Raw genomic sequence first — 20,107 nt, 5'->3', positions numbered from 1 at the left:
AGCAAAGATGTTACAAAATCTATCTGAAATAACAATATTCATCCAATTTTAAAAAATTAACCAGATGATCATTACAAAGAACAACCATCTGGTTAGAAAAATATCTCGCTATGAATCGGTTATCCCGCAATCCATTAACGCTGAACGGCTTTAAATCGAGGGTTAGACTTACAGATCACATACAAACGGCCACGGCGTTTGACGATTTGACAATCTGGGTGACGATTTTTAGCGCTTTTTAGCGAGCTGAGCACTTTCATTTGGATTCCTTAGCAAACTGACCAAAACGACGAGCAAAGTTAGCGACGCGGCCTTCTTTCTGTACCACGCGCTGTTTACCGGTATAAAACGGATGAGACTCTGAAGAAACTTCAACAGTGATATAGGGATAGGTTTTACCTTCCCACTCAATAGTGCGATCGGTTTGTAAAGTCGAACCGACCACAAAGTAGTGATCGACAGTCGTATCGTGGAACACCACTTTACGATAATCAGGATGAATGCCTGCTTTCATTTTAAACTCAACACCTCAAATTGTTATGTTATAACATATTAATTAATAATTATTCTCAAGGTGATTTGCAAGCGATTTTTACGCCGAGCTATGCTATTTTTGCGCTCTCAATACCTATAAATACAGATAAAAAACATGTATCCCATTGAACCTGTTGCGATTATTGAAAGTCCGTACCAAGAAAAATTTGCGGTACCAAGACAACCTCGATTAGTGCCGAGTGCCACCGCTCGAATCAAACTGTTGGGGGAATGTAACTGTGCAGAGGCCATTCGCGGTATTGAGCAATTTAGCCATGTGTGGCTGCTATTTTTGTTCGACCAAAACCTCGCCGCAGGTTGGAAACCCACCGTACGTCCTCCTCGTCTCGGAGGGAATGAACGAGTCGGTGTGTTCGCCTCACGAGCGACTTTCCGCCCCAATGGGATTGGTATGTCAGCGGTTGAACTACGTGGTGTCAGCAAAGAAGGCGACCAGTATTATCTTGAGCTCGGCAGCGTTGATTTAGTTAATGGCACACCGATTATTGATATCAAACCTTACATCCCCTACTCCGATTCAATTGTGGATGCACAAGGCGGTTATGCGGAGCAAGAACCCGAACGCATTCGCGTAACGTTTGCCGATGCCGCTCAGCAAATACTCAAAGCACATCCAGAAGGTGAAATTCGTCGTGCGGTGATCAGTGAAGTATTGGCACAAGATCCGCGTCCGGCTTACAAAAAAAATCGTGCTGACGACAAGTTATATGCGGTGAATTTGTACGATTGGAACGTGAAATTTACCGTTAACGCTGAAGCAATCGTTGTCAACGCAATTGAACCCTTTTGACAAAACCATTTGGCTGATATTATTAGCGCCCAAATTCGCTTTATAACGTTACTCCTATAAATAAAGCGATCCCTTAAACTTTGATGAAACGGATACCATAGAATGCGTACCAGTAAATATCTTCTTTCCACTCTGAAGGAGACTCCAAACGACGCAGAAGTCGTGAGCCATAAGCTCATGCTACGTGCAGGTATGATCCGTAAGCTGGCTTCAGGTCTTTATACTTGGCTGCCTACCGGTCTGCGTGTACTGCGTAAAGTCGAAACCATCGTTCGCCAAGAGATCGATAATGCTGGTGCAATCGAAACCTTGATGCCGGTGGTACAGCCGTTTGAATTGTGGGAAGAGACTGGTCGCTCTGAAAAAATGGGGCCAGAGTTGCTGCGCTTTACTGATCGCCATGAACGTCCGTTTGTATTAAGCCCAACCGCAGAAGAAGTGATCACCGCGCTCGTTCGTAATGAAGTGAACTCTTATAAGCAACTGCCACTGAACCTGTACCAAATCCAAACCAAATTCCGTGACGAGCGTCGTCCACGTTTTGGTGTGATGCGTGCGCGTGAATTCTCAATGATGGATGCTTACAGCTTCGACATCGACAAAGACGGCCTGCAAAAATCTTATGACGCGATGCACGCAGCTTACTGCAAAGCTTTCGATCGCATGGGTCTGGATTACCGTCCAGTGCTGGCAGACAGCGGTGCAATTGGTGGTAACGGTTCACAAGAGTTCCACGTTCTGGCAGAAAGCGGCGAAGATCTGATCGTATTCTCAACCGAATCAGACTACGCAGCGAACATCGAAAAAGCAGAAGCACTGGCACCAGCGACTGAAGCGGCTGCGCCAACTCAGGAAATGACGTTGGTGGATACTCCAAACGCGAAAACCATCGCGGAATTGGTTGAGCAACACGGTCTGCCAATCGAAAAAACCGTGAAAACGCTGTTTGTAAAAGCCTCTGATGCGATCGATGCATCTATCATTGCACTGATCATCCGTGGTGATCACGAACTGAACGAAATCAAAGCAGAAAATCTGCCAGAAGTTGCCTCTCCACTGGAAATGGCCAACGAAGAAGAGATTCGTGCGTTGATCGGAGCTGGCCCTGGCTCATTAGGTCCTGTAGGCCTAAAACTGCCATTCATCGTTGACCGTACGGTTGCAGTCATGAGCGATTTCGGCGCTGGCGCGAACATCGACGGCAAACACTACTTCGGTATCAACTGGGGTCGTGACGTTGAACTTGGCAAAGTTGAAGATCTGCGTAACGTAGTAGAAGGCGATCCAAGCCCATGTGGCAAAGGGACTCTGATGCTTAAACGCGGTATTGAAGTCGGTCACATCTTCCAGTTGGGCACCAACTACTCTGAAAAAATGAACTGTGGCGTGCTCGATTCAAACGGTAAAAACGTCATCCTTGAGATGGGTTGTTACGGCATCGGTGTATCTCGTGTCGTGGCTGCTGCCATCGAACAAAACCATGACGATTACGGCATCATCTGGCCAGATGCGCTAGCGCCTTTCCAAGTGGCGATTGTGCCAATGAACATGCACAAATCTGAGCGCGTTCAGGAAGCAGCAGAGAAGCTGTACGCAGAGTTGACTGCGGCAGGCATCGAAGTACTGTTTGATGATCGTAAAGAGCGTCCGGGCGTGATGTTCTCTGATATGGAACTGATCGGCGTGCCACACACTGTCATCATTGGTGATCGCAGTATGGATGAAGGCCACTTCGAATACAAAAATCGCCGTAATGGTGAGAAAGAAGCAGTGGCAATGGAGTCAATCATCGACTTTATCCAAGCCAAACTGGCTTAATAGTTAGTCACATTCGCTTACAAAGGCTGCCTTCTGGCAGCCTTTTTATTGCCTGCCATTAATACTGGATTCATTTTTCTCCCCCTACACTGAGTCAAAACCAGAGGAGATAAGCCATGGATCTTAAATCATTACTCAACCAAGCACTGAGCTCAGACCTTGTCAAAAAAGGCAGCGAGCAGTTGAAAACCTTAAGCCAAGATAAAAACCAACTCAGCACGCTAGGAGCTGGAGCTTTAGGTGGCGGTCTGCTTGGTATGTTACTTGGCTCTAAAAAAAGCAAAAAATGGGGCAAAAGCGCTTTAAAAGTTGGTGGAGCGGCGGCGCTCGGTGCGCTCGCCTACAAGGTCTACAACGATTGGAATGCCAATCAAAAAGGCAATACCGCACCAACCCCTTTTGATGAAAGCAATCCTCGCCATGAGCTGATCATTTTAAAAGCCATGATTGCCGCCGCGAAAGCCGATGGGCATGTGGATGAGCAAGAGATGGCGCGAATCCAACAAGCGATTGAAGAGCTAGGCGCAGATAACCAAGTACAACAATTGGTGGAACAAGAACTGCGTAAGCCGCTGGATCCTGCTGAAATTGCTCGCTTTGCGCAAAATCCGGCTCAAGCCTCTGAGCTTTATTTGGCTTCATTATTGATTGCGGATGAACAGAACTTTATGGAAAAAGCCTATCTCAACGAACTGGCTAAACAGCTCGGCTTGGATGATCAATTGGTCGCGCAACTGAACTTACAAGTTACTGGTCAGTAATTAGTCATTCATACGGATTCCTTGAGCCAACGCAAGCTGTAGGTTTGGTATTTTTCTGCTCTCAGGGTATATTGAGAGCAGTTATCATTTGAGGACGAACCCATGCGAGTTTACGACTGTTGTGAATTGGTACGCGAGCTTTACGCGCAAATTGGTAGTGGTGATCAAGGCTATATTCCGCAAGCCATCAGCTGCGCTGTACGTGCATTAAACGAGATTGCGGCTGATACCGCCCTACCACTGGCAGCACGAGAAAAAGCGGCGTTTGCGGCGGCGAATTTACTGATTTCCGATTTTGAGGATTAATCACCATGAATCTCGCGAATTTTGCCACTATGGATCCGATCATGCTGATGAGCATCATTAACATGAAACTGCGTGACGACTTTGGTGGCGATTTGGATAAATTGGTTAACTATTTCGATATGGATCGCAGCGCGTTAGAAGCTAAGCTAGCGAGCGCTGGTTTTGAATTTTTACCGCAAGTCGGCCAATTCCGCTAAGCCAACGGTTATCGCAAAGCGCCCTTTATCAAATCGGGGCTGACAAAACGAAAAAAGCGCCGAGATTTCTCTCAGCGCTTTTTGTTTGTCCTTAAGTTTAAGGTACCTACTTAACCAAGGTATTTACGGGCATTTTGGAACATACGCATCCAAGCGCCATTCTCACCCCAGTTATCTGGGTGCCACGAGTTCGCTACAGTACGGAACACACGCTCAGGGTGCGGCATCATAATCGTCACACGACCATCTTGAGTGGTTAAACCGGTAATCGCATTCGGTGAGCCGTTCGGGTTGCTTGGATAAGCTTGGGTTGGCTGACCAAAGTTATCCACGAAACGAATCGCTACGGTGCCAGATTGCTCAATTGCCGCCAGATGCTGAGCATCACGCACTTCCACACGACCTTCACCATGAGAAACCGCAATCGGCATTCTTGAACCCGCCATCTCGCTAAAGAACAGCGATGGCGATTTTTGCACTTCGACTAAGCTAAAGCGCGCTTCAAAACGATCCGATTCGTTACGCACAAAACGTGGCCAAAGCTCTGCGCCCGGGATCAAATCACGCAGGTTAGACAGCATTTGACAGCCGTTACACACCCCAAGTGAGAAGGTATCTTTACGTTGGAAGAACTGCTCAAACTGCTCACGCGCTTGGGCGTTAAACAGAATCGATTTCGCCCAACCTTCACCCGCACCCAGTACGTCACCGTAAGAGAAGCCACCACAAGCCACCAGACCTTGGTAAGCATCGAGCACGGTTTGCCCAGTCAGAATGTCGCTCATATGCACATCAACCGCATCAAAACCAGCGCGGTCAAACGCTGCCGCCATCTCAACGTGTGAGTTGACGCCTTGCTCACGCAAAATCGCCATTTTCGGACGCGCACCCTTAGCGATGTACGGCGCAGCAACGTCGGCTTGCACATCGTAGGTTAACTTCGCATTCAAGCCCGGGTCGCGGTTATCTTGTTTGGCCGCAAACTCTTGATCGGCACACGCCGAGTTATCACGCAGCGCTTGCATCTTATGGGTCATTTCCGCCCAGATGGTGCGCAGTTCAGTACGAGAGCGCTCAATCAAGACTTCCTCACCACAAGTGATCAGCAAGCGATCCGACGCTTCTACTTCACCAATCACGTGAGCACACGCTTCTAAGCCATGGGCGGCAAGCGTTGCCAGAACAGCATTCAGCTCATCATTTTTCACCTGAACCACAGCGCCAAGCTCTTCATTGAACAGTCCCGCCAATGCATCATCACCCAAGGTTTCAATATTGGCTTTGATACCGCAATGACCTGCGAAAGCCATTTCTGCCAACGTCACCAATAAACCGCCGTCGCCTTTGTCGTGATAAGCTACCAGCTTGTCGTTACGCACAAGAGTTTGCACTGCAGCAAAGAAGCCTTTGAGCTGCAACGCGTTATCCACGTCAGCCGGCTTATCACCCAACTGTTTGTACACTTGCGCCAATGCGGTTGCGCCAAGACGATTTTGACCATTACCCAAATCAATCAAGATTAAGCTTGTCTCGCCAAGGTCAGTACGCAATTGTGGGGTCACGGTCTTGCGAATGTCTTCCACACGTGCGAAAGCAGTGATGATGAGTGACAGCGGCGAAATCACTTCTTTTTGCTCGCCATTTTCCTGCCATTTGGTTTTCATCGACATCGAGTCTTTACCCACTGGGATAGTGATACCCAGTGCTGGACAAAGCTCTTCACCGACCGCTTTCACCGCTTCATACAGACCGGCATCTTCACCCGGATGGCCCGCTGGAGACATCCAGTTCGCCGAAAGTTTGATGCGTTTCAGCTCGCCAATATCGGTTGCGGCTATGTTGGTAATAGCTTCACCGACCGCTAAACGTGCAGAGGCACCGAAGTCTAGCAGCGCAACTGGGGTACGCTCACCCATCGACATGGCTTCGCCGTGGTAAGAATCAAAACTCGCGGCCGTTACCGCGCAGTTAGCCACTGGTACTTGCCATGGACCGACCATTTGATCCCGCGCGACTAAGCCCGTGACTGAACGGTCACCGATGGTGATCAAGAAAGTTTTTTCTGCCACCGCAGGTAAACGCAGTACACGATCCACGGCTTCATTAAGCTCAATACCAGAACGCTCTAGCGCTGGGCTTGAAACTTTCAGTGTGCTCGCTTCACGATGCATTTTCGGCGGCTTACCCAGCAGAATATCCATTGGCATATCGATTGGCGTGTTAGCGAAGTGGCTGTCTTCCAGCGTCAAATGGCGCTCTTCGGTCGCTTCACCCACTACAGCATAAGGCGCGCGCTCACGCTGACAGATGGCATCAAACAGCGGCATATCTTCCACTGCAACCGCCAGCACATAACGCTCTTGCGATTCGTTACACCAGATTTCCAGTGGGCTCATGCCCGGTTCATCATTCGGCACATTGCGCAGTTGGAATTTACCACCGCGATCACCGTCATTGACTAGCTCAGGCAGCGCGTTAGAGATACCGCCCGCGCCCACATCATGGATAAAGGCGATCGGGTTTTTGTCGCCGAGCTGCCAGCAACGGTCGATCACTTCCTGACAGCGGCGCTCCATCTCTGGGTTTTCACGCTGCACGGAAGCAAAATCCAGATCTTCAGCAGACTGACCTGAAGCCATGGAAGAGGCCGCACCACCGCCCAGACCGATGTTCATCGCAGGGCCACCGAGCACGATCAGTTTGGCACCAACCGGGATCTCTTTCTTCTGAATATGCTCAGCACGGATGTTACCCATACCGCCAGCGATCATGATCGGTTTATGGTAGCCACGTACCTCTTCACCCGCATGTGAAGCCACTTTTTCTTCATAAGTGCGGAAATAACCTAGCAGGTTCGGACGACCAAATTCGTTGTTGAACGCAGCGCCGCCCAGTGGGCCTTCTAGCATAATATCCAACGCATTGACGATGCGGCTTGGCTTACCAAAATTACTTTCCCATGGCTGTTCAAAACCGGGAATACGCAAGTTCGAAGTAGTAAAGCCCACCAAACCCGCTTTTGGCTTACCGCCAATACCCGTTGCGCCTTCATCACGGATTTCACCACCAGAACCTGTCGATGCGCCCGGCCAAGGAGAAATTGCCGTTGGGTGGTTGTGGGTTTCCACCTTCATCAAAATGTGCGCATCTTCATGGTGATAGGTGTATTGACGGCTATCTGGATCTGGGAAAAAACGGCCAACCGTCGAGCCGGTCATTACCGCGGCATTATCTTTATAAGCGGAAAGCACATAATCCGGCGTCTGTTCAAAGGTGTTTTTGATCATTTTGAACAGCGATTTGTCTTGTTTAATCCCATCAATCGTCCAATCTGCATTGAAGATTTTGTGACGGCAATGCTCAGAGTTGGCTTGTGCAAACATCATGAGTTCAATGTCGTTAGGATTGCGACCCAGTTTGGTGAAGCTCTCAACTAGGTAGTCAATTTCATCTTCAGCCAATGCCAGACCTAGGGAAACGTTTGCCTCTTCAAGCGCACGACGCCCCCCCGCCAACACATCAACCTGAGTCATCGGCGCAGGCTCTGCTACGCTAAACAGTTGCTGTGCATCGGTGAGTTCTGCGAACACCACTTCCATCATACGATCGTGCAGCAGCGCCTTAAGTGTTGCGATTTGTGCGGCGGTCAGCGCCGTTTCTGCTTCAACATAATAAGCCGTACCGCGCTCAAGGCGCTTGATGCCACGCAGGCCACAGTTATGGGCAATATCCGTTGCTTTTGAAGACCAAGGAGAAATGGTTCCGGGACGCGGGGTCACTAATAACAGTAAACCTTGTGGTTCATGTTCTTGAATGGTTGGACCGTAAGTGAGCAGTTTTTCGAGCTTTTCCAACTCTTGCGGATTGAGCTCTGCCTTGAGATCGGCAAAGTGCATAAACTCGGCGTAAATGCCTGTCACTGGGAGGTGTTGTTCACGACACGCGGTGAGGAGCTTGTTAACACGAAACTCTGAAAGAGCTGGGGAGCCACGCAAAATTCTCATGTGCTTAGGTCTCTATGTCCAATTGATTGAGGTGTAATTGGCATAAACTCTTTGAAATACAGAACATTAAACTCTATTTGTTGAATGTATGCCGATTTCACCTCTACTGATGGCTGCGCATTATAGAGGATTTCTTTTTGTGACGTAACACCAAAAGCAACCGTTTGCGTCATTTTTTTCGTTAATTTTGAGTTACGACCCATTTGCACAAATCTTCGAGCAAAATGACAGCTTAATCAGTGAGGACTTTGCCAAAACCAGCGCCTTTGATATAAAGGCATCTGTCTTGATGAGAGAAAACCCAAATTGATGACTCCTTTTGCATATAAATTCCCCGTTCGCGCACTTTGGCTAGGCCTATTGAGCCTTATCTTAGTCGGTTGCCAAATCGACTCTGAGCCCAAAAGCGAGTTGGAAAAAATCCGTGAACGTGGGGTTTTACGTGTAGGCACTCTCAATAATCCCCTCTCCTACTACATCGGCCCAGATGGCCCAACAGGATTAGATTACGAATTAGCCCGCGAATTTGCTAAAGAGCTTGGCGTGAAATTGGAAATGAAGCCGGCATATCGCCTTTCTAGCCTATTCCCAGCCCTAAAAAATGGAGAGGTGGACATCATTGCCGCAGGCTTAAGCCAATCGGAAGATCGACTCAAAGATTTCCGTGCAGGTCCAGCTTATTATTATGTTTCACAACAGGTGGTCTACAAGAAAGGAGGCTGGCGTCCACGCAACTTCAAACAGTTGGTCGAAAAGCAGCAAGAACTTTTAAAAGATAATCCTGAATTGGCCTTTTTCAGCGTGGTAGATGATTCCCATTTTGAACATACCTTGCAGGCTAAACAGCAAAAATACCCAGACTTTCAATTTCATGTCGATAGCAATTCCGATGTAAATGACTTACTGAAAAAGGTCTCACAAGGTGAGTTACTGTTTACTATGGCCGACTCTGTTGAAGTGTCGCTTTCTCAACGTGTCTACCCAGAACTGACTGCCGCCTTTGAACTGACCGAAGACCAACCCATTTCATGGTTTACACGTCGTGCCGACGATGAAAGTTTGTACGCTTTAATGATTGAGTTCTTTGGTAATCTCAAACAATCGGGCTATTTGGCTTCATTGGAAGAAAAATACATCGGCCATATTGGTGCCTTTGACTATGTCGATACCCGCGCATTTATTCGTGCCTTAGACACTCGGTTACCTAAATGGACGCCCCTTTTCCAGAAGTATTCGGCGGAATTTGATTGGCGCTTAGTCGCGGCATTGGCTTACCAAGAATCACACTGGAACCCTTATGCAAAATCACCCACCGGGGTGCGGGGCTTGATGATGCTGACCCTTCCGACTGCCCGTAGCGTCGGCGTGGTTGATCGTCTGCATCCGGAACAATCGATCCGCGGGGGCGTCGAGTATTTACGCCGTATGATGGAACGCGTTCCCGCTTCTATCCCTGAGCATGAAAAGATCTGGTTCGCCTTGGCCTCTTACAATATTGGTTATGGGCATATGATGGATGCGCGTCGCTTAACCAAAAATCAAGGCGCAGACCCCGATTCTTGGGCGGATGTAAAAGACCGCCTTCCCCAGCTACAACAGAAGAAATACTTTACTCAAACTCGTTATGGCTACGCGCGTGGTGATGAAGCACGTAACTATGTTGAAAACATCCGTCGCTATTATCAAAGTATTATCGGTCATCTTGAGCAACGTCAGCTCATGACGGGAGATGACAACATTGAAGATCTTGCGGTAATTGCTCTCGATGAGGAGGCGCTGACCGATGAGGTTGGTACTGAAGACATTGAATCTGATGATGTACAACTGGAGTCAGACGCCACAGACAATACTGACCCGAGTAGCACACCATTAGATGAGAATAAAAAATAGCCACTTGATTTTTGAGAAGAAAACACGTAAATCAATCTGTGAACGACATCGCTTTCCTGTCGTCAAAAACAGGTAACATTCAAACGCAATAATAAAGCGATAAATTCAATAGACTTAGAGTTCTTGAAACGGCTGAGTGGTCATTTCAACAAAATAATAGGTCAATATTAGGGCTCCCTGACTCTCACGAGCAGGGGTTTTATGTCAGTCAGTCGTAGGAGGGTGTTTTATGTTGAGACGTAAACGTCAATCAAAACTCCTGAACAAAACCGTATCTGCCAATCGTCGTCGCCGTATGTTGGCCAACAGTAAGAAAAAAGTGTTGGCTCGTCATCGCGCTTTCGTACAGCAAATAAACTAACTCGTTACACCTCGAATGGCAAACATCGTTGCAGATGTTTGCCAAAGATTCACTTCTCTTCTTTTCTTTCTGCATCCCGCTTCGCTTTGATCTCTTTCCGACGTCGTTGGAAAAATGCTTGGAGCTGAGTACGACACTCTTCTTCTAATAGCCCTTTTTCTACCGTGGCATAATGATAAGCCGCCTGACTACTAAACAAATCCATCACCGTTCCTGCGGCTCCCGCTTTCAGATCTGGCGCACCGTACACAATTCGTTTCACTCGGCTATGCAGCAACGCCCCTGCACACATAGGGCAAGGTTCTAACGTGACGTATAACGTAGTATCGAGCAGACGATAGTTGTTAAGCACATTCCCAGCTTTACGAATCACTTCAATCTCTGCATGTGCTGTTGCATCATGATGAGTAATAGAGCAATTCCAACCTTCGGCAATGATTTTACCATCGCGGACTAATACGGCACCGACAGGGACTTCTCCCTGCGCTTCTGCTTGCGCCGCTAGCGTGATGGCTCGACGCATAAATTGTTCATCTTGAGGAGAAAACTGAGATTCGGGCAAAACCACACTCCTACGAGCATTAAAAACGTGATTCTAACGGAGATCGTAGCAAAAACGAAAGCCAGCCCAAGAAAAAGCCCACTCGCTTGAGTGGGCTTACAACGCATGATTAGGTAAAAATTACATGCTATAGGTATAAGGCGCTTGGATCCCCAATGGAATACCCACCGCCCAATACGCTAGCAAGAAGATTGACCAGCCAATCAACATCGCAATCGAGTAAGGCATCATCATCGAAGCCAAAGTACCGATGCCCGTTGCTTTCACATAGCGTTGGCAATACACCACCACCAGAGGGAAGAACACCATCAGTGGAGAAATGATGTTAGACACTGAATCACCAACACGGTACGCCGCTTGAGAAAGCTCAGGTGAAATCCCTACCGCCATCAACATTGGCACAAGAATAGGACCAATCAACGCCCATTTTGCTGATGCTGAACCCACAAGCAGGTTAACCATAGCCGTCAGCAGAATCATCCCCACAATCGTGGCTTGTCCCGGTAAGTTCATCGCTTTCAGACCTTCTGCACCATACAGTGCCAACATTGTACCAATGTTGGATTGGCCGAATGCCGAAAGGAACTGAGCACAGAAGAATGACATGACGATATAAGCGCCCATCGTCGACATAGTGCCAGACATAGCCTTGATGACATCGTTGCTGTTCTTAAAGGTTCCCGCAACACGGCCGTAGACGATACCCGGAATGATAAACAGGATAAAGATCAGTGGCACAATCGACTTCATGATCGGCGCAGTAAAGGCGGTGATCTCACCTTCAGGAGAGCGCAAAGCTGAGTTTTCTGGCCATACCGCCGCCACCAATAGTGCAATACCCACCACCATTGCCCAGCCGGCATAACGGAAGGCAGTTGATTCAATCGCAGTGAACGACCCCAGATCAGGTGCGGATTCCGCATCTTCATCCACTTTCGTCGCCGCCAAGCGTGGTTCAATCACTTTGTCCGTCACGTACCAGCCAATCGCCACAATGATGATTGAGGAAAGACCGGTGAAATAAATATTGGCTAACGGGTTAACTTGGTATGACTGATCCAACACTTGCGCTGCCGTTTGAGTAAAACCAGCTAGCAGAGGATCAATACCAGACGGAATAAAGTTCGCCGAAAAGCCGCCAGATACACCAGCAAATGCCGCTGCAATACCGGCCAACGGATGACGACCTGCAGCATGGAAAATAATACCGCCTAGTGGAATCACCAGCACATAACCCGCATCTGCCGCGGTATGTGAAACAATCGCCACCAAAATAAGCATTGGCGTTAACAATTTCACAGGCGTGACATTAAGCATTTTTTTCAGGCCTGTAGTAATAAAGCCTGAAGAATCTGCCACGCCCACCCCGAGCATAGCCACAAGAACGATACCCAGTGGCGCAAAACTGGTAAATGTAGTCACCATATTGGCCAGAAAATGAGCCAGTGATTCGCCAGTGAGTAGGTTTTTGATCTCTAAAGCCTGACCTGTACGCGGGTTAATTAAGTCAAAACTTAAATTGGAGAGTAGAGCAGAGGAAACCCAAACGATGACCAGTGCCCAAAAGAAGAGAATGGCAGGATCGGGGATTTTATTTCCTGCTCGCTCAATGAAGTTTAAAAAGCGATCCATCCCACTTGGCTTCGCGGATGGCGCTTGATTGATAGCTTGGTTACTCATAGTAAATTCCATAATGTGATGTTGCTGCGTGAGGCCTTATTAAATTGGCCTTCTGTATCCGTTTCAGATATCCGTGTGCCCCTTTGAAACAGGTCACAATGAAACGGAAATTTTTCAATAGGCATTGTATAGAAACGGCCTAACCAAAGCACAGAGTTCGTTCTCTTTTTACATATTTAGAGACATATTTTGCAAAAATGGCAAACCAAAGACACATAGTCGAAACACAATCAAAAAGACAACACATACAAAATTGAAACCAATTTGCAAAATCTCAGATTACTTAAATCATCACAAAACCTGTAAAGAGGCCAACATGATGAGATGGCTAGCCAATGGACGCTAACGTTTCACGGTCGTGAACTTCATGAAATCACACGGAGTCTAGAGTAAAGAGAATTGAGGGGTATTTTATAAAAGAAAACAAAACGGCAGACTAATCAAACTCGCTGTATTTAGAAATCATCGTTTTCAACGTGACCGATTGCACGGCCCCCTGACGATCATGCCATACCGCTTCGATGGTCACTGTTTTGAGCGAACCAGAAACTGTCGCAGCAGGAACCGCCCAAGATAAAACATACAAGGGATGTGAGGCATCATTCCCTGAAACAATACTGCTATCAAAATTTGCCACAGACGTCGACGGTACCGCAGAAGAGGCTCCACGCGTACGAAACCATTCCAATTTTTGCTCAGCAAGATTTAGCGCTTCAATACTGTGCATCGCGTAATCAGCGCGTTGCTCGATATAAGCTTGTAATTTCACTAAACCAAGCGCACCAATACCAATCAACACAAATGAGATCATCACTTCGATCAAGCTAAAGCCACGTTGCTTATTGCGCATTCCAGCTTCCTTCTTTCCAGCGCGGCTTTACAAAATTACTCGCAATATGATCGATCACATCTTTATTAAAATTAAATACTAAGGAGTTATTAAATGCCGCTGCCTGGCCCGAGCTATCAAGAAACTGCCCACCAGTCACAGTAAATGAACCGTGTTGATAATAAGAGGCAATCGTTCTGAATGAGTCTGGTATGACACTTGGATTGTGATTTAAATATGTATTCGCTTCAAAAGAGGCCCAGTGCTGTGTTGATGGAACATAGTCCTTATTGAAATGAAACAACACTCCTTTTAACTCTCCATTACCCATAACGGAAAAAATCCCTTCATGAACCAAAATCAATACACCAGGTGTTTTATGAGAAGCTTCAGAAACCTTTTGCGTATAAACAGCATTAAGTTCACACCCCCCTTCAATCCATAGGTAATAATGTTTATTTTCTATTTGTTCCAATATTTTCTGTCCGCAATCAGGAACAATATTAGGTTGACCATTCGTATTTTCTGGAGCAAGAATTTGCGTGAACTTTGGATTGTTCTTTATTTTTTCATGCTGCTCCTCACTGACATCAAAGAACTCTTCAAATAAGCTCATTTCTGGTTGCTTAACAAAATCACTACCGATGGGCAGAGTTCCTGACGCACTGGATTTGTGTGTGGTTTGACAATCCTTCCCCGTTGGATTTAAGAATCCAGTATAGGGCGGTTTGTTAGGAATTAAGACTCCATCATTTTGTATAGCACCAGATGCATCAAAAATATTCTTATAGCGTAGCGCAATACATTCCCACCCATCTGAATTAAAAACACCAGGGTCTGGAATAATATTAACACTCCCTCGAACATAAATATCAGAAGCTGATTGAATTGCACCATGAGCCATATTCCCTGAGATGAGAATATCTTTAACTAATGAAGAATAACCATAGTGGGAAGTCACTTTATACCCTGAACTGATTAAACTAAATTGAGGTATAACACCTAAGCCACTACCACAATCAGTAATCGTACCTGGGAGCCCATTGTAAAATAAAAACTGTGAATAACCACACTCTAGCCCACCCTCTGCGAGCCAGTGCTCTTGCCTAGCTTTTACTTCATTTTGTGCACGTTTAATCTGATAAAAAAGATTTTTATACGAACCGAGCGTCACAACCAATGCGATTGAAAGCAAAATAGCGGTAATCAGTAAAGTCGCGACACCTTTTTGATATTGAATCATTATTGCCAATTCCTTTGCTGAATCTGTAATGAAATAGCATGAGAGATATTAGGGGTATCTTTTAATTTCGCCATAATAGAAATCGTCATTAACGAACTATTGACTGATTGACCAGATAAAGGCGTTTCTGAAATTTCAAATTGATCAATTTTGATTTGTTTCGGGTCAAATAAATCAAAACATCCTGTCGCAGCAGAGACAACGCTGAGTGGTGAGGCGGAATCCTTTTGGCAGTACTCCAACATGTCATTATTTAATTGATAGACCGTATTGCTCACCTTGGTGGATGATTTTCGATAAACATAACCAATTTTATTCGATGCTCGATAGATCACACCGACAGCACCAGATAGCCGCATAGATTGATTACCCACATCGTCAAAACCAGCACGCTGGATATCCTCTTTCATCTGCTGCATAACGCTGCTGACTTGCTGAAGCAGCATAATTTCTTTACTGCGTTGCGCTGCCGCTTTTTGGTTAGACAAAAAGACAGTCCCGACAATAGCTAAAGCCATCGCCCCCACCAAAGCGGCAACCATAAATTCAATCAGCGTATTACCTTGCTGGTTAGCACTTTTCAAAGCCATATTTTGCCTCATTTTCGGTGCAAACTTTGATTCGCCCAGCCCGATTGTGCACAGTCACTTTGATTGAATCTGCAGCAGGTTCCGACGGTTTAATAAAAAGGCTACCCGCTTCCTGAGGATTGCCCATTACATGATCAAATTTGACCTCTGTTAGTGTATTGGTCTTCGATACAAATACATTTTGATATCGCTGACCTTGCAACAGAGCAACCGTATTACTTGCATCGATCGCTGCCACATCCGATACGCTGGATAGCACCAGTTGCCATTGACCCGTTATAGAAGGCAATCCTTGAATATGCACCCATAAGTCCTGATTTCGAAAAACAGCTTCAGATTTAGCTTGAATGAGGAATCCCTGTAATTCATTGGCTAAATTGGTCATCTTCGTTTGCTGGCTCACCTTTGAGAAATTGGGGGCAGCAAAAAGCAACATTGTGGTTAATACCGCAACGGTGATCAAAAGCTCCAGCAAAGTAAAGCCGCGATGCATTTCCCAAAATCCTTTGCAAACTGTGAGAGGATGGTGAATCAACTTGCATAGATGCTAACAGCTATCAAAAATGGCGTTGTTTTATAAAGAGAAGTAATGGAAATGATTCGAAAAATTTTCTGCAAGCCAAGTGTGAGTCAGCAACAAGGTATGACATTGATCGAATTAATGATCGCGGTCGTGATCGTGGGAATTTTAGCGAGCATCGCTTACCCAGCCTATACCAACTATGTCAAAGAAGGTCATCGTAAACAGGCGATGGCTGATATGGCCAAAATTCAGCTCTATTTAGAAGAAAAGTACAACAACGGCTATACGGCTACAGGTATCGTCGATGCTCAAAAGGTATGTAATTCTTTTTGTAGCGTAGACAGTGATCGTTACAAGATTGTGGTCGAAACCGCAGCCACTAGCTATGCGATTACAGCCACTCCGCAATCCAGTAAAGGACAAAATAGTGATCAATGCGGCGGTAGCACCTACACCTCTCTCACGTTGAATGAGAAAGGAGTGACATCACCAAGTGCGTGTTGGAAATGACCAATCCGAATATCAAAGTAATAAATCATTATTGAATGATTTACCGAAATAAGAAAAGACCAGCAAGCTGGTCTTTTCGATAGTGACTCATTGAATCTTGATTAACTGGTTAGGTCATCAAAAAACTTCTTCACACCATTAAAGAAGCCTTCAGCTTTCGGCTTGTGTTTCGTCGCCGCTTCGCCACCGCAAGACTCTTCAAACTCTTTCAGCAGCTCTTTCTGGCGAGCACTCAAATTGACTGGGGTTTCGACCACAAGTTTGACAATCAGATCGCCTAATGCTGCAGAGCGAACGCCTTTCACACCTTTACCGCGCATGCGGAACATGCGGCCAGTTTGGGTTTCAGCAGGCACTTTCAAGCTCACGCGACCATCGAGTGTTGGCACTTCTACTTCGCCGCCCAGAGCCGCCATCGCGAAGCTCACTGGCACTTCACAATACAAGTTATTGCCATCACGCTCGAAAATGTGGTGCTCTTTGACATGTACTTGTACGTACAAATCCCCTGCTGGCGCGCCCATTTCTCCGGCTTCACCTTCACCGGCAAGACGAATGCGATCGCCCGTATCCACACCCGCTGGAATTTTCACATTGAGTGTTTTGGTCTTTTGCTTACGACCTTGGCCATGACAGACGTTACAAGGATCTTTGATGATCTTGCCTTTACCATGACAGGTTGGACAGGTTTGCTGCACAGCAAAGAAGCCCTGACGCATCTGAACTTGGCCATGACCATGACAGGTTCCACAAGTTTGTGCTGAGGTGCCTTTTTTCGCACCTGAGCCATCACAAGCGTCACAGTGTACTAATGTCGGTACTTCAATCTCTTTCGAGCAGCCACGAACCGCTTCTTCAAGGCTCAGTTCCATGTTGTAACGTAGGTCGGAACCACGTTGTGCTCTTGGACCACCGCCACGGCGACCACCACCAAAGATGTCACCAAACACGTCACCAAAAATATCGCCAAAGTCAGCACCGCCACCGCCGAAGCCGCCGCCACCAAAACCACCCGCGCCTTGTTCAAACGCCGCATGACCATATTGGTCATAAGCCGCTTTCTTCTGCGCATCGGTCAGAATTTCATACGCTTCTTTGACTTCTTTAAACTTTTCCGCCGCACCAGCATCTCCCGAGTTGCGGTCCGGGTGGTATTTCATCGCAAGGCGTTTGTATGCCTTTTTAATATCACGCTCGGAGGCGTCACGGCCTACGCCTAATACTTCGTAAAAATCACGTTTTGACATGTTCTCAGTCACCAATTTGTTACTGCCAACGGCTACGCCGCTCGGTGGGTATCGATATAGATAAGGGGGATCCCGTTGCCTTTATCTTTAGCGACACGCTTCAAACAGACGGGCGTAAGAGTTACCTCAAACGCCCGCTGCTTCAAAGTTCAATAAGAACTCAGCAAACCGCACGCATTATTTCGTGCGGTATCGCTCAATTACTTCTTATCGTCGTTAACTTCTTCAAACTCAGCGTCAACTACGTCATCTTCTTTTGTTGAAGACTGTTCAGCGTTTGCACCTTGTGCTTGAGCTTGTTGCTGTGCGATTTCCATCAGCTTCTGCGCCGCTGCCATCAGTGCTTGCACTTTGGCATCGATTTCCGCTTTGTCTTCGCCTTTTTTCGCTGTTTCTAGCTCGTTGATCGCTGTTTCGATCTTCGCTTTCTCATCCGCTGGCAGTGCTTCGCCCGCTTCTGTGATTTGTTTGCGAGTCGCGTGGATCATCTGGTCTGCTTGGTTACGTGCAGTTGCTAGCTCTTCGAACTTTTTGTCCGCTTCTTTGTTCGCTTCAGCTTCTTGAACCATTTTTTCGATTTCAGCATCGCTCAGACCGCCAGAAGCTTGGATCGTGATCTTCTGCTCTTTACCAGTCTGTTTGTCTTTCGCTGAAACGTGCAGGATACCGTCCGCATCCAAGTCGAAGATTACTTCGATTTGTGGCATACCACGTGGTGCAGCATTGATACCCTCTAGGTTAAATTGACCCAGAGACTTGTTGTACATCGCTTGCTTACGCTCACCTTGCAGTACATGGATAGTTACTGCGCTTTGGTTATCTTCCGCCGTAGAGAACACTTGGTTCGCTTTGGTTGGGATAGTGGTGTTTTTCTCGATGAGCTTGGTCATCACACCGCCCATGGTTTCGATACCCAAAGACAGAGGCGTTACGTCTAGCAGCAGAACGTCTTTTACTTCACCCGCCAGAACACCACCTTGAACCGCAGCACCTACCGCAACCGCTTCATCAGGGTTCACGTCTTTACGTGGCTCTTTACCAAAGAATTCAGCTACTTTCTTCTGAACCATTGGCATACGCGTTTGACCACCGACTAGGATAACGTCAGTAATCTCGTTCACAGACAGGCCTGCGTCAGCCAGAGCAACTTTCAGTGGCTCCAGAGAACGTTGAACCAAATCTTCAACCAGCGCTTCCAATTTCGCACGAGTCACTTTGATGTTCATGTGCTTAGGACCGGTCGCATCTGCCGTGATGTATGGCAGGTTAACGTCTGTTTGCTGCGCAGAAGAAAGTTCGATTTTCGCTTTCTCAGCGGCTTCTTTCAGACGTTGCATTGCAAGCGGGTCGTTACGCAGGTCGATGCCTTGGTCTTTTTTGAATTCGTCAACCAGGTAGTTGATCATACGGTTATCAAAGTCTTCACCACCTAGGTGAGTGTCACCGTTGGTAGACAGAACTTCGAAGGTTTTCTCGCCTTCAACTTCATCGATCTCAATGATAGAGATATCGAATGTACCACCGCCAAGGTCGTATACCGCGATGGTGCGATCGCCGCCTTGCTTGTCTAGGCCATAAGCCAGAGCAGCTGCGGTTGGTTCGTTGATGATACGTTTAACTTCTAGACCTGCGATACGGCCAGCATCTTTGGTTGCTTGACGCTGAGCATCGTTAAAGTAAGCAGGAACAGTGATAACCGCTGCAGTAACTGGTTCACCGAGGAAATCTTCCGCGGTTTTCTTCATTTTCTTCAGAACTTCAGCAGACACTTGAGGAGCCGCCATTTTTTGGCCTTTCGCTTCAACCCAAGCATCACCGTTGTCAGCCTTAACAATTTTGTAAGGCATGATTTTAATATCGCGCTGAACTTCTTCGTCTTCAAAACGACGACCGATCAGACGCTTAATTGCAAATAGCGTATTTTGTGGGTTAGTGACTGCTTGACGTTTTGCAGGTTGACCCACCAGAGTTTCACCGTCTGTATATGCAATTACAGAAGGAGTAGTACGCTCACCCTCTGCGTTTTCGATTACGCGAGGCTTGTCGCCGTCCAATACAGCAACACATGAGTTTGTAGTACCTAAGTCAATACCAATGATTTTACCCATCAGGCTATCTCCAAAAAAATTCTATGTTCGATTTGTATACCCCTAATGTGGGGATGGAGAATCGGGTTTCAACCCCTACTCACAAACCAAAACGGGCTTGTTTGCTTCTCGTATGCCCCTTAAATAAGGTCTT

General features: G+C 46.9%; 20 protein-coding genes. 8 read left to right on the top strand and 12 right to left on the bottom strand.

The window, feature by feature from the left end; genetic code table 11:
- Positions 1-134: 134 nt before the first annotated feature.
- Both ykgO and MKA69_RS08200 read right to left on the bottom strand, forming a co-directional pair.
- Positions 135-260, bottom strand: coding sequence for a type B 50S ribosomal protein L36 (gene ykgO, locus MKA69_RS08205; protein WP_000866542.1), 126 nt, complete (start codon positions 258-260; stop codon positions 135-137).
- Entirely contained in the window at positions 257-514 is a 258-nt protein-coding gene (locus tag MKA69_RS08200) for a type B 50S ribosomal protein L31 (protein ID WP_000643442.1), read from the bottom strand. Before MKA69_RS08200 ends, ykgO begins: the two co-directional genes overlap by 4 nt.
- 135 nt (positions 515-649) lie before the next feature.
- Here MKA69_RS08200 and tsaA point away from each other — a divergent pair, with 135 nt between their 5' ends.
- From tsaA to MKA69_RS08175, 5 genes are all read left to right on the top strand, one after another.
- Positions 650-1,345, top strand: coding sequence for a tRNA (N6-threonylcarbamoyladenosine(37)-N6)-methyltransferase TrmO (gene tsaA / locus MKA69_RS08195; protein ID WP_000283248.1), 696 nt, complete (start codon positions 650-652; stop codon positions 1,343-1,345).
- A 102-nt stretch (positions 1,346-1,447) separates the two neighbouring features.
- Complete coding sequence (locus tag MKA69_RS08190; protein ID WP_305847810.1) at positions 1,448-3,163, top strand: proline--tRNA ligase; 1,716 nt, start codon at positions 1,448-1,450, stop codon at positions 3,161-3,163.
- A gap of 116 nt (positions 3,164-3,279) precedes the next feature.
- Positions 3,280-3,924 carry a tellurite resistance TerB family protein gene (locus tag MKA69_RS08185; RefSeq protein ID WP_305847809.1) on the top strand — a complete coding sequence of 215 codons (645 nt, stop codon included), beginning with the start codon at positions 3,280-3,282 and terminating at the stop codon, positions 3,922-3,924.
- A 102-nt stretch (positions 3,925-4,026) separates the two neighbouring features.
- Positions 4,027-4,230, top strand: a complete 204-nt coding sequence (locus tag MKA69_RS08180) for a YaeP family protein (protein WP_001267016.1) — start codon at positions 4,027-4,029, stop codon at positions 4,228-4,230.
- Positions 4,231-4,235: 5 nt separating this feature from the next.
- Positions 4,236-4,427 carry a DUF4250 domain-containing protein gene (locus MKA69_RS08175; protein WP_095482292.1) on the top strand — a complete coding sequence of 64 codons (192 nt, stop codon included), beginning with the start codon at positions 4,236-4,238 and terminating at the stop codon, positions 4,425-4,427.
- 110 nt (positions 4,428-4,537) lie between these two features.
- Here MKA69_RS08175 and purL read toward each other — a convergent pair whose 3' ends face one another.
- Positions 4,538-8,431, bottom strand: a complete 3,894-nt coding sequence (purL, locus tag MKA69_RS08170) for a phosphoribosylformylglycinamidine synthase (protein WP_305847808.1) — start codon at positions 8,429-8,431, stop codon at positions 4,538-4,540.
- The gene (locus MKA69_RS08165; RefSeq protein ID WP_170938008.1) at positions 8,428-8,634 is read right to left on the bottom strand and encodes a hypothetical protein; all 207 of its coding nucleotides are present in this window, start codon (positions 8,632-8,634) and stop codon (positions 8,428-8,430) included. The genes purL and MKA69_RS08165 overlap by 4 nt, the downstream gene beginning before the upstream one ends.
- A gap of 106 nt (positions 8,635-8,740) precedes the next feature.
- On the opposite strand from MKA69_RS08165, the gene mltF reads away from it, so the two are divergent.
- On the top strand, positions 8,741-10,321 hold the full coding sequence (gene mltF / locus MKA69_RS08160) for a membrane-bound lytic murein transglycosylase MltF (RefSeq protein ID WP_055029795.1): 1,581 nt from the start codon (positions 8,741-8,743) through the stop codon (positions 10,319-10,321).
- A 229-nt stretch (positions 10,322-10,550) separates the two neighbouring features.
- Positions 10,551-10,682: a hypothetical protein gene (locus MKA69_RS08155; RefSeq protein ID WP_000946181.1), complete on the top strand. Its 132-nt coding sequence runs from the start codon at positions 10,551-10,553 to the stop codon at positions 10,680-10,682.
- Between the two features lie 49 nt (positions 10,683-10,731).
- On the opposite strand, the gene tadA is transcribed toward MKA69_RS08155, so the two are convergent.
- The 6 genes from tadA to MKA69_RS08125 form a co-directional block, all read right to left on the bottom strand.
- Positions 10,732-11,244, bottom strand: a complete 513-nt coding sequence (gene tadA / locus MKA69_RS08150) for a tRNA adenosine(34) deaminase TadA (protein WP_095470298.1) — start codon at positions 11,242-11,244, stop codon at positions 10,732-10,734.
- Positions 11,245-11,364: 120 nt separating this feature from the next.
- Positions 11,365-12,924, bottom strand: a complete 1,560-nt coding sequence (locus MKA69_RS08145) for an AbgT family transporter (RefSeq protein WP_055031890.1) — start codon at positions 12,922-12,924, stop codon at positions 11,365-11,367.
- A 436-nt stretch (positions 12,925-13,360) separates the two neighbouring features.
- The gene (locus MKA69_RS08140; protein ID WP_055027506.1) at positions 13,361-13,774 is read right to left on the bottom strand and encodes a prepilin-type N-terminal cleavage/methylation domain-containing protein; all 414 of its coding nucleotides are present in this window, start codon (positions 13,772-13,774) and stop codon (positions 13,361-13,363) included.
- On the bottom strand, positions 13,764-14,996 hold the full coding sequence (locus tag MKA69_RS08135; RefSeq protein WP_305847807.1) for a hypothetical protein: 1,233 nt from the start codon (positions 14,994-14,996) through the stop codon (positions 13,764-13,766). Before MKA69_RS08135 ends, MKA69_RS08140 begins: the two co-directional genes overlap by 11 nt.
- Positions 14,996-15,586, bottom strand: a complete 591-nt coding sequence (locus MKA69_RS08130) for a type II secretion system protein J (RefSeq protein WP_305847806.1) — start codon at positions 15,584-15,586, stop codon at positions 14,996-14,998. Before MKA69_RS08130 ends, MKA69_RS08135 begins: the two co-directional genes overlap by 1 nt.
- The gene (locus tag MKA69_RS08125; protein WP_187374832.1) at positions 15,567-16,079 is read right to left on the bottom strand and encodes a Tfp pilus assembly protein FimT/FimU; all 513 of its coding nucleotides are present in this window, start codon (positions 16,077-16,079) and stop codon (positions 15,567-15,569) included. Before MKA69_RS08125 ends, MKA69_RS08130 begins: the two co-directional genes overlap by 20 nt.
- 96 nt (positions 16,080-16,175) lie before the next feature.
- On the opposite strand from MKA69_RS08125, the gene MKA69_RS08120 reads away from it, so the two are divergent.
- Positions 16,176-16,619, top strand: coding sequence for a type IV pilin protein (locus MKA69_RS08120; RefSeq protein ID WP_305847805.1), 444 nt, complete (start codon positions 16,176-16,178; stop codon positions 16,617-16,619).
- 101 nt (positions 16,620-16,720) lie between these two features.
- On the opposite strand, the gene dnaJ is transcribed toward MKA69_RS08120, so the two are convergent.
- Positions 16,721-17,866, bottom strand: a complete 1,146-nt coding sequence (gene dnaJ, locus MKA69_RS08115) for a molecular chaperone DnaJ (protein ID WP_000043912.1) — start codon at positions 17,864-17,866, stop codon at positions 16,721-16,723.
- A 200-nt stretch (positions 17,867-18,066) separates the two neighbouring features.
- Positions 18,067-19,974, bottom strand: a complete 1,908-nt coding sequence (dnaK, locus tag MKA69_RS08110; protein WP_000516151.1) for a molecular chaperone DnaK — start codon at positions 19,972-19,974, stop codon at positions 18,067-18,069.
- Positions 19,975-20,107: the final 133 nt, after the last annotated feature.

The organism is Vibrio sp. AH4, from assembly GCF_030710545.1.
In the GTDB taxonomy this organism is placed as follows: Bacteria; Pseudomonadota; Gammaproteobacteria; order Enterobacterales; family Vibrionaceae; genus Vibrio; species Vibrio metoecus.
The sequence above is the reverse complement of the archived record's forward strand: the minus strand, read 5'-3'. Positions and strand labels throughout refer to the sequence as shown.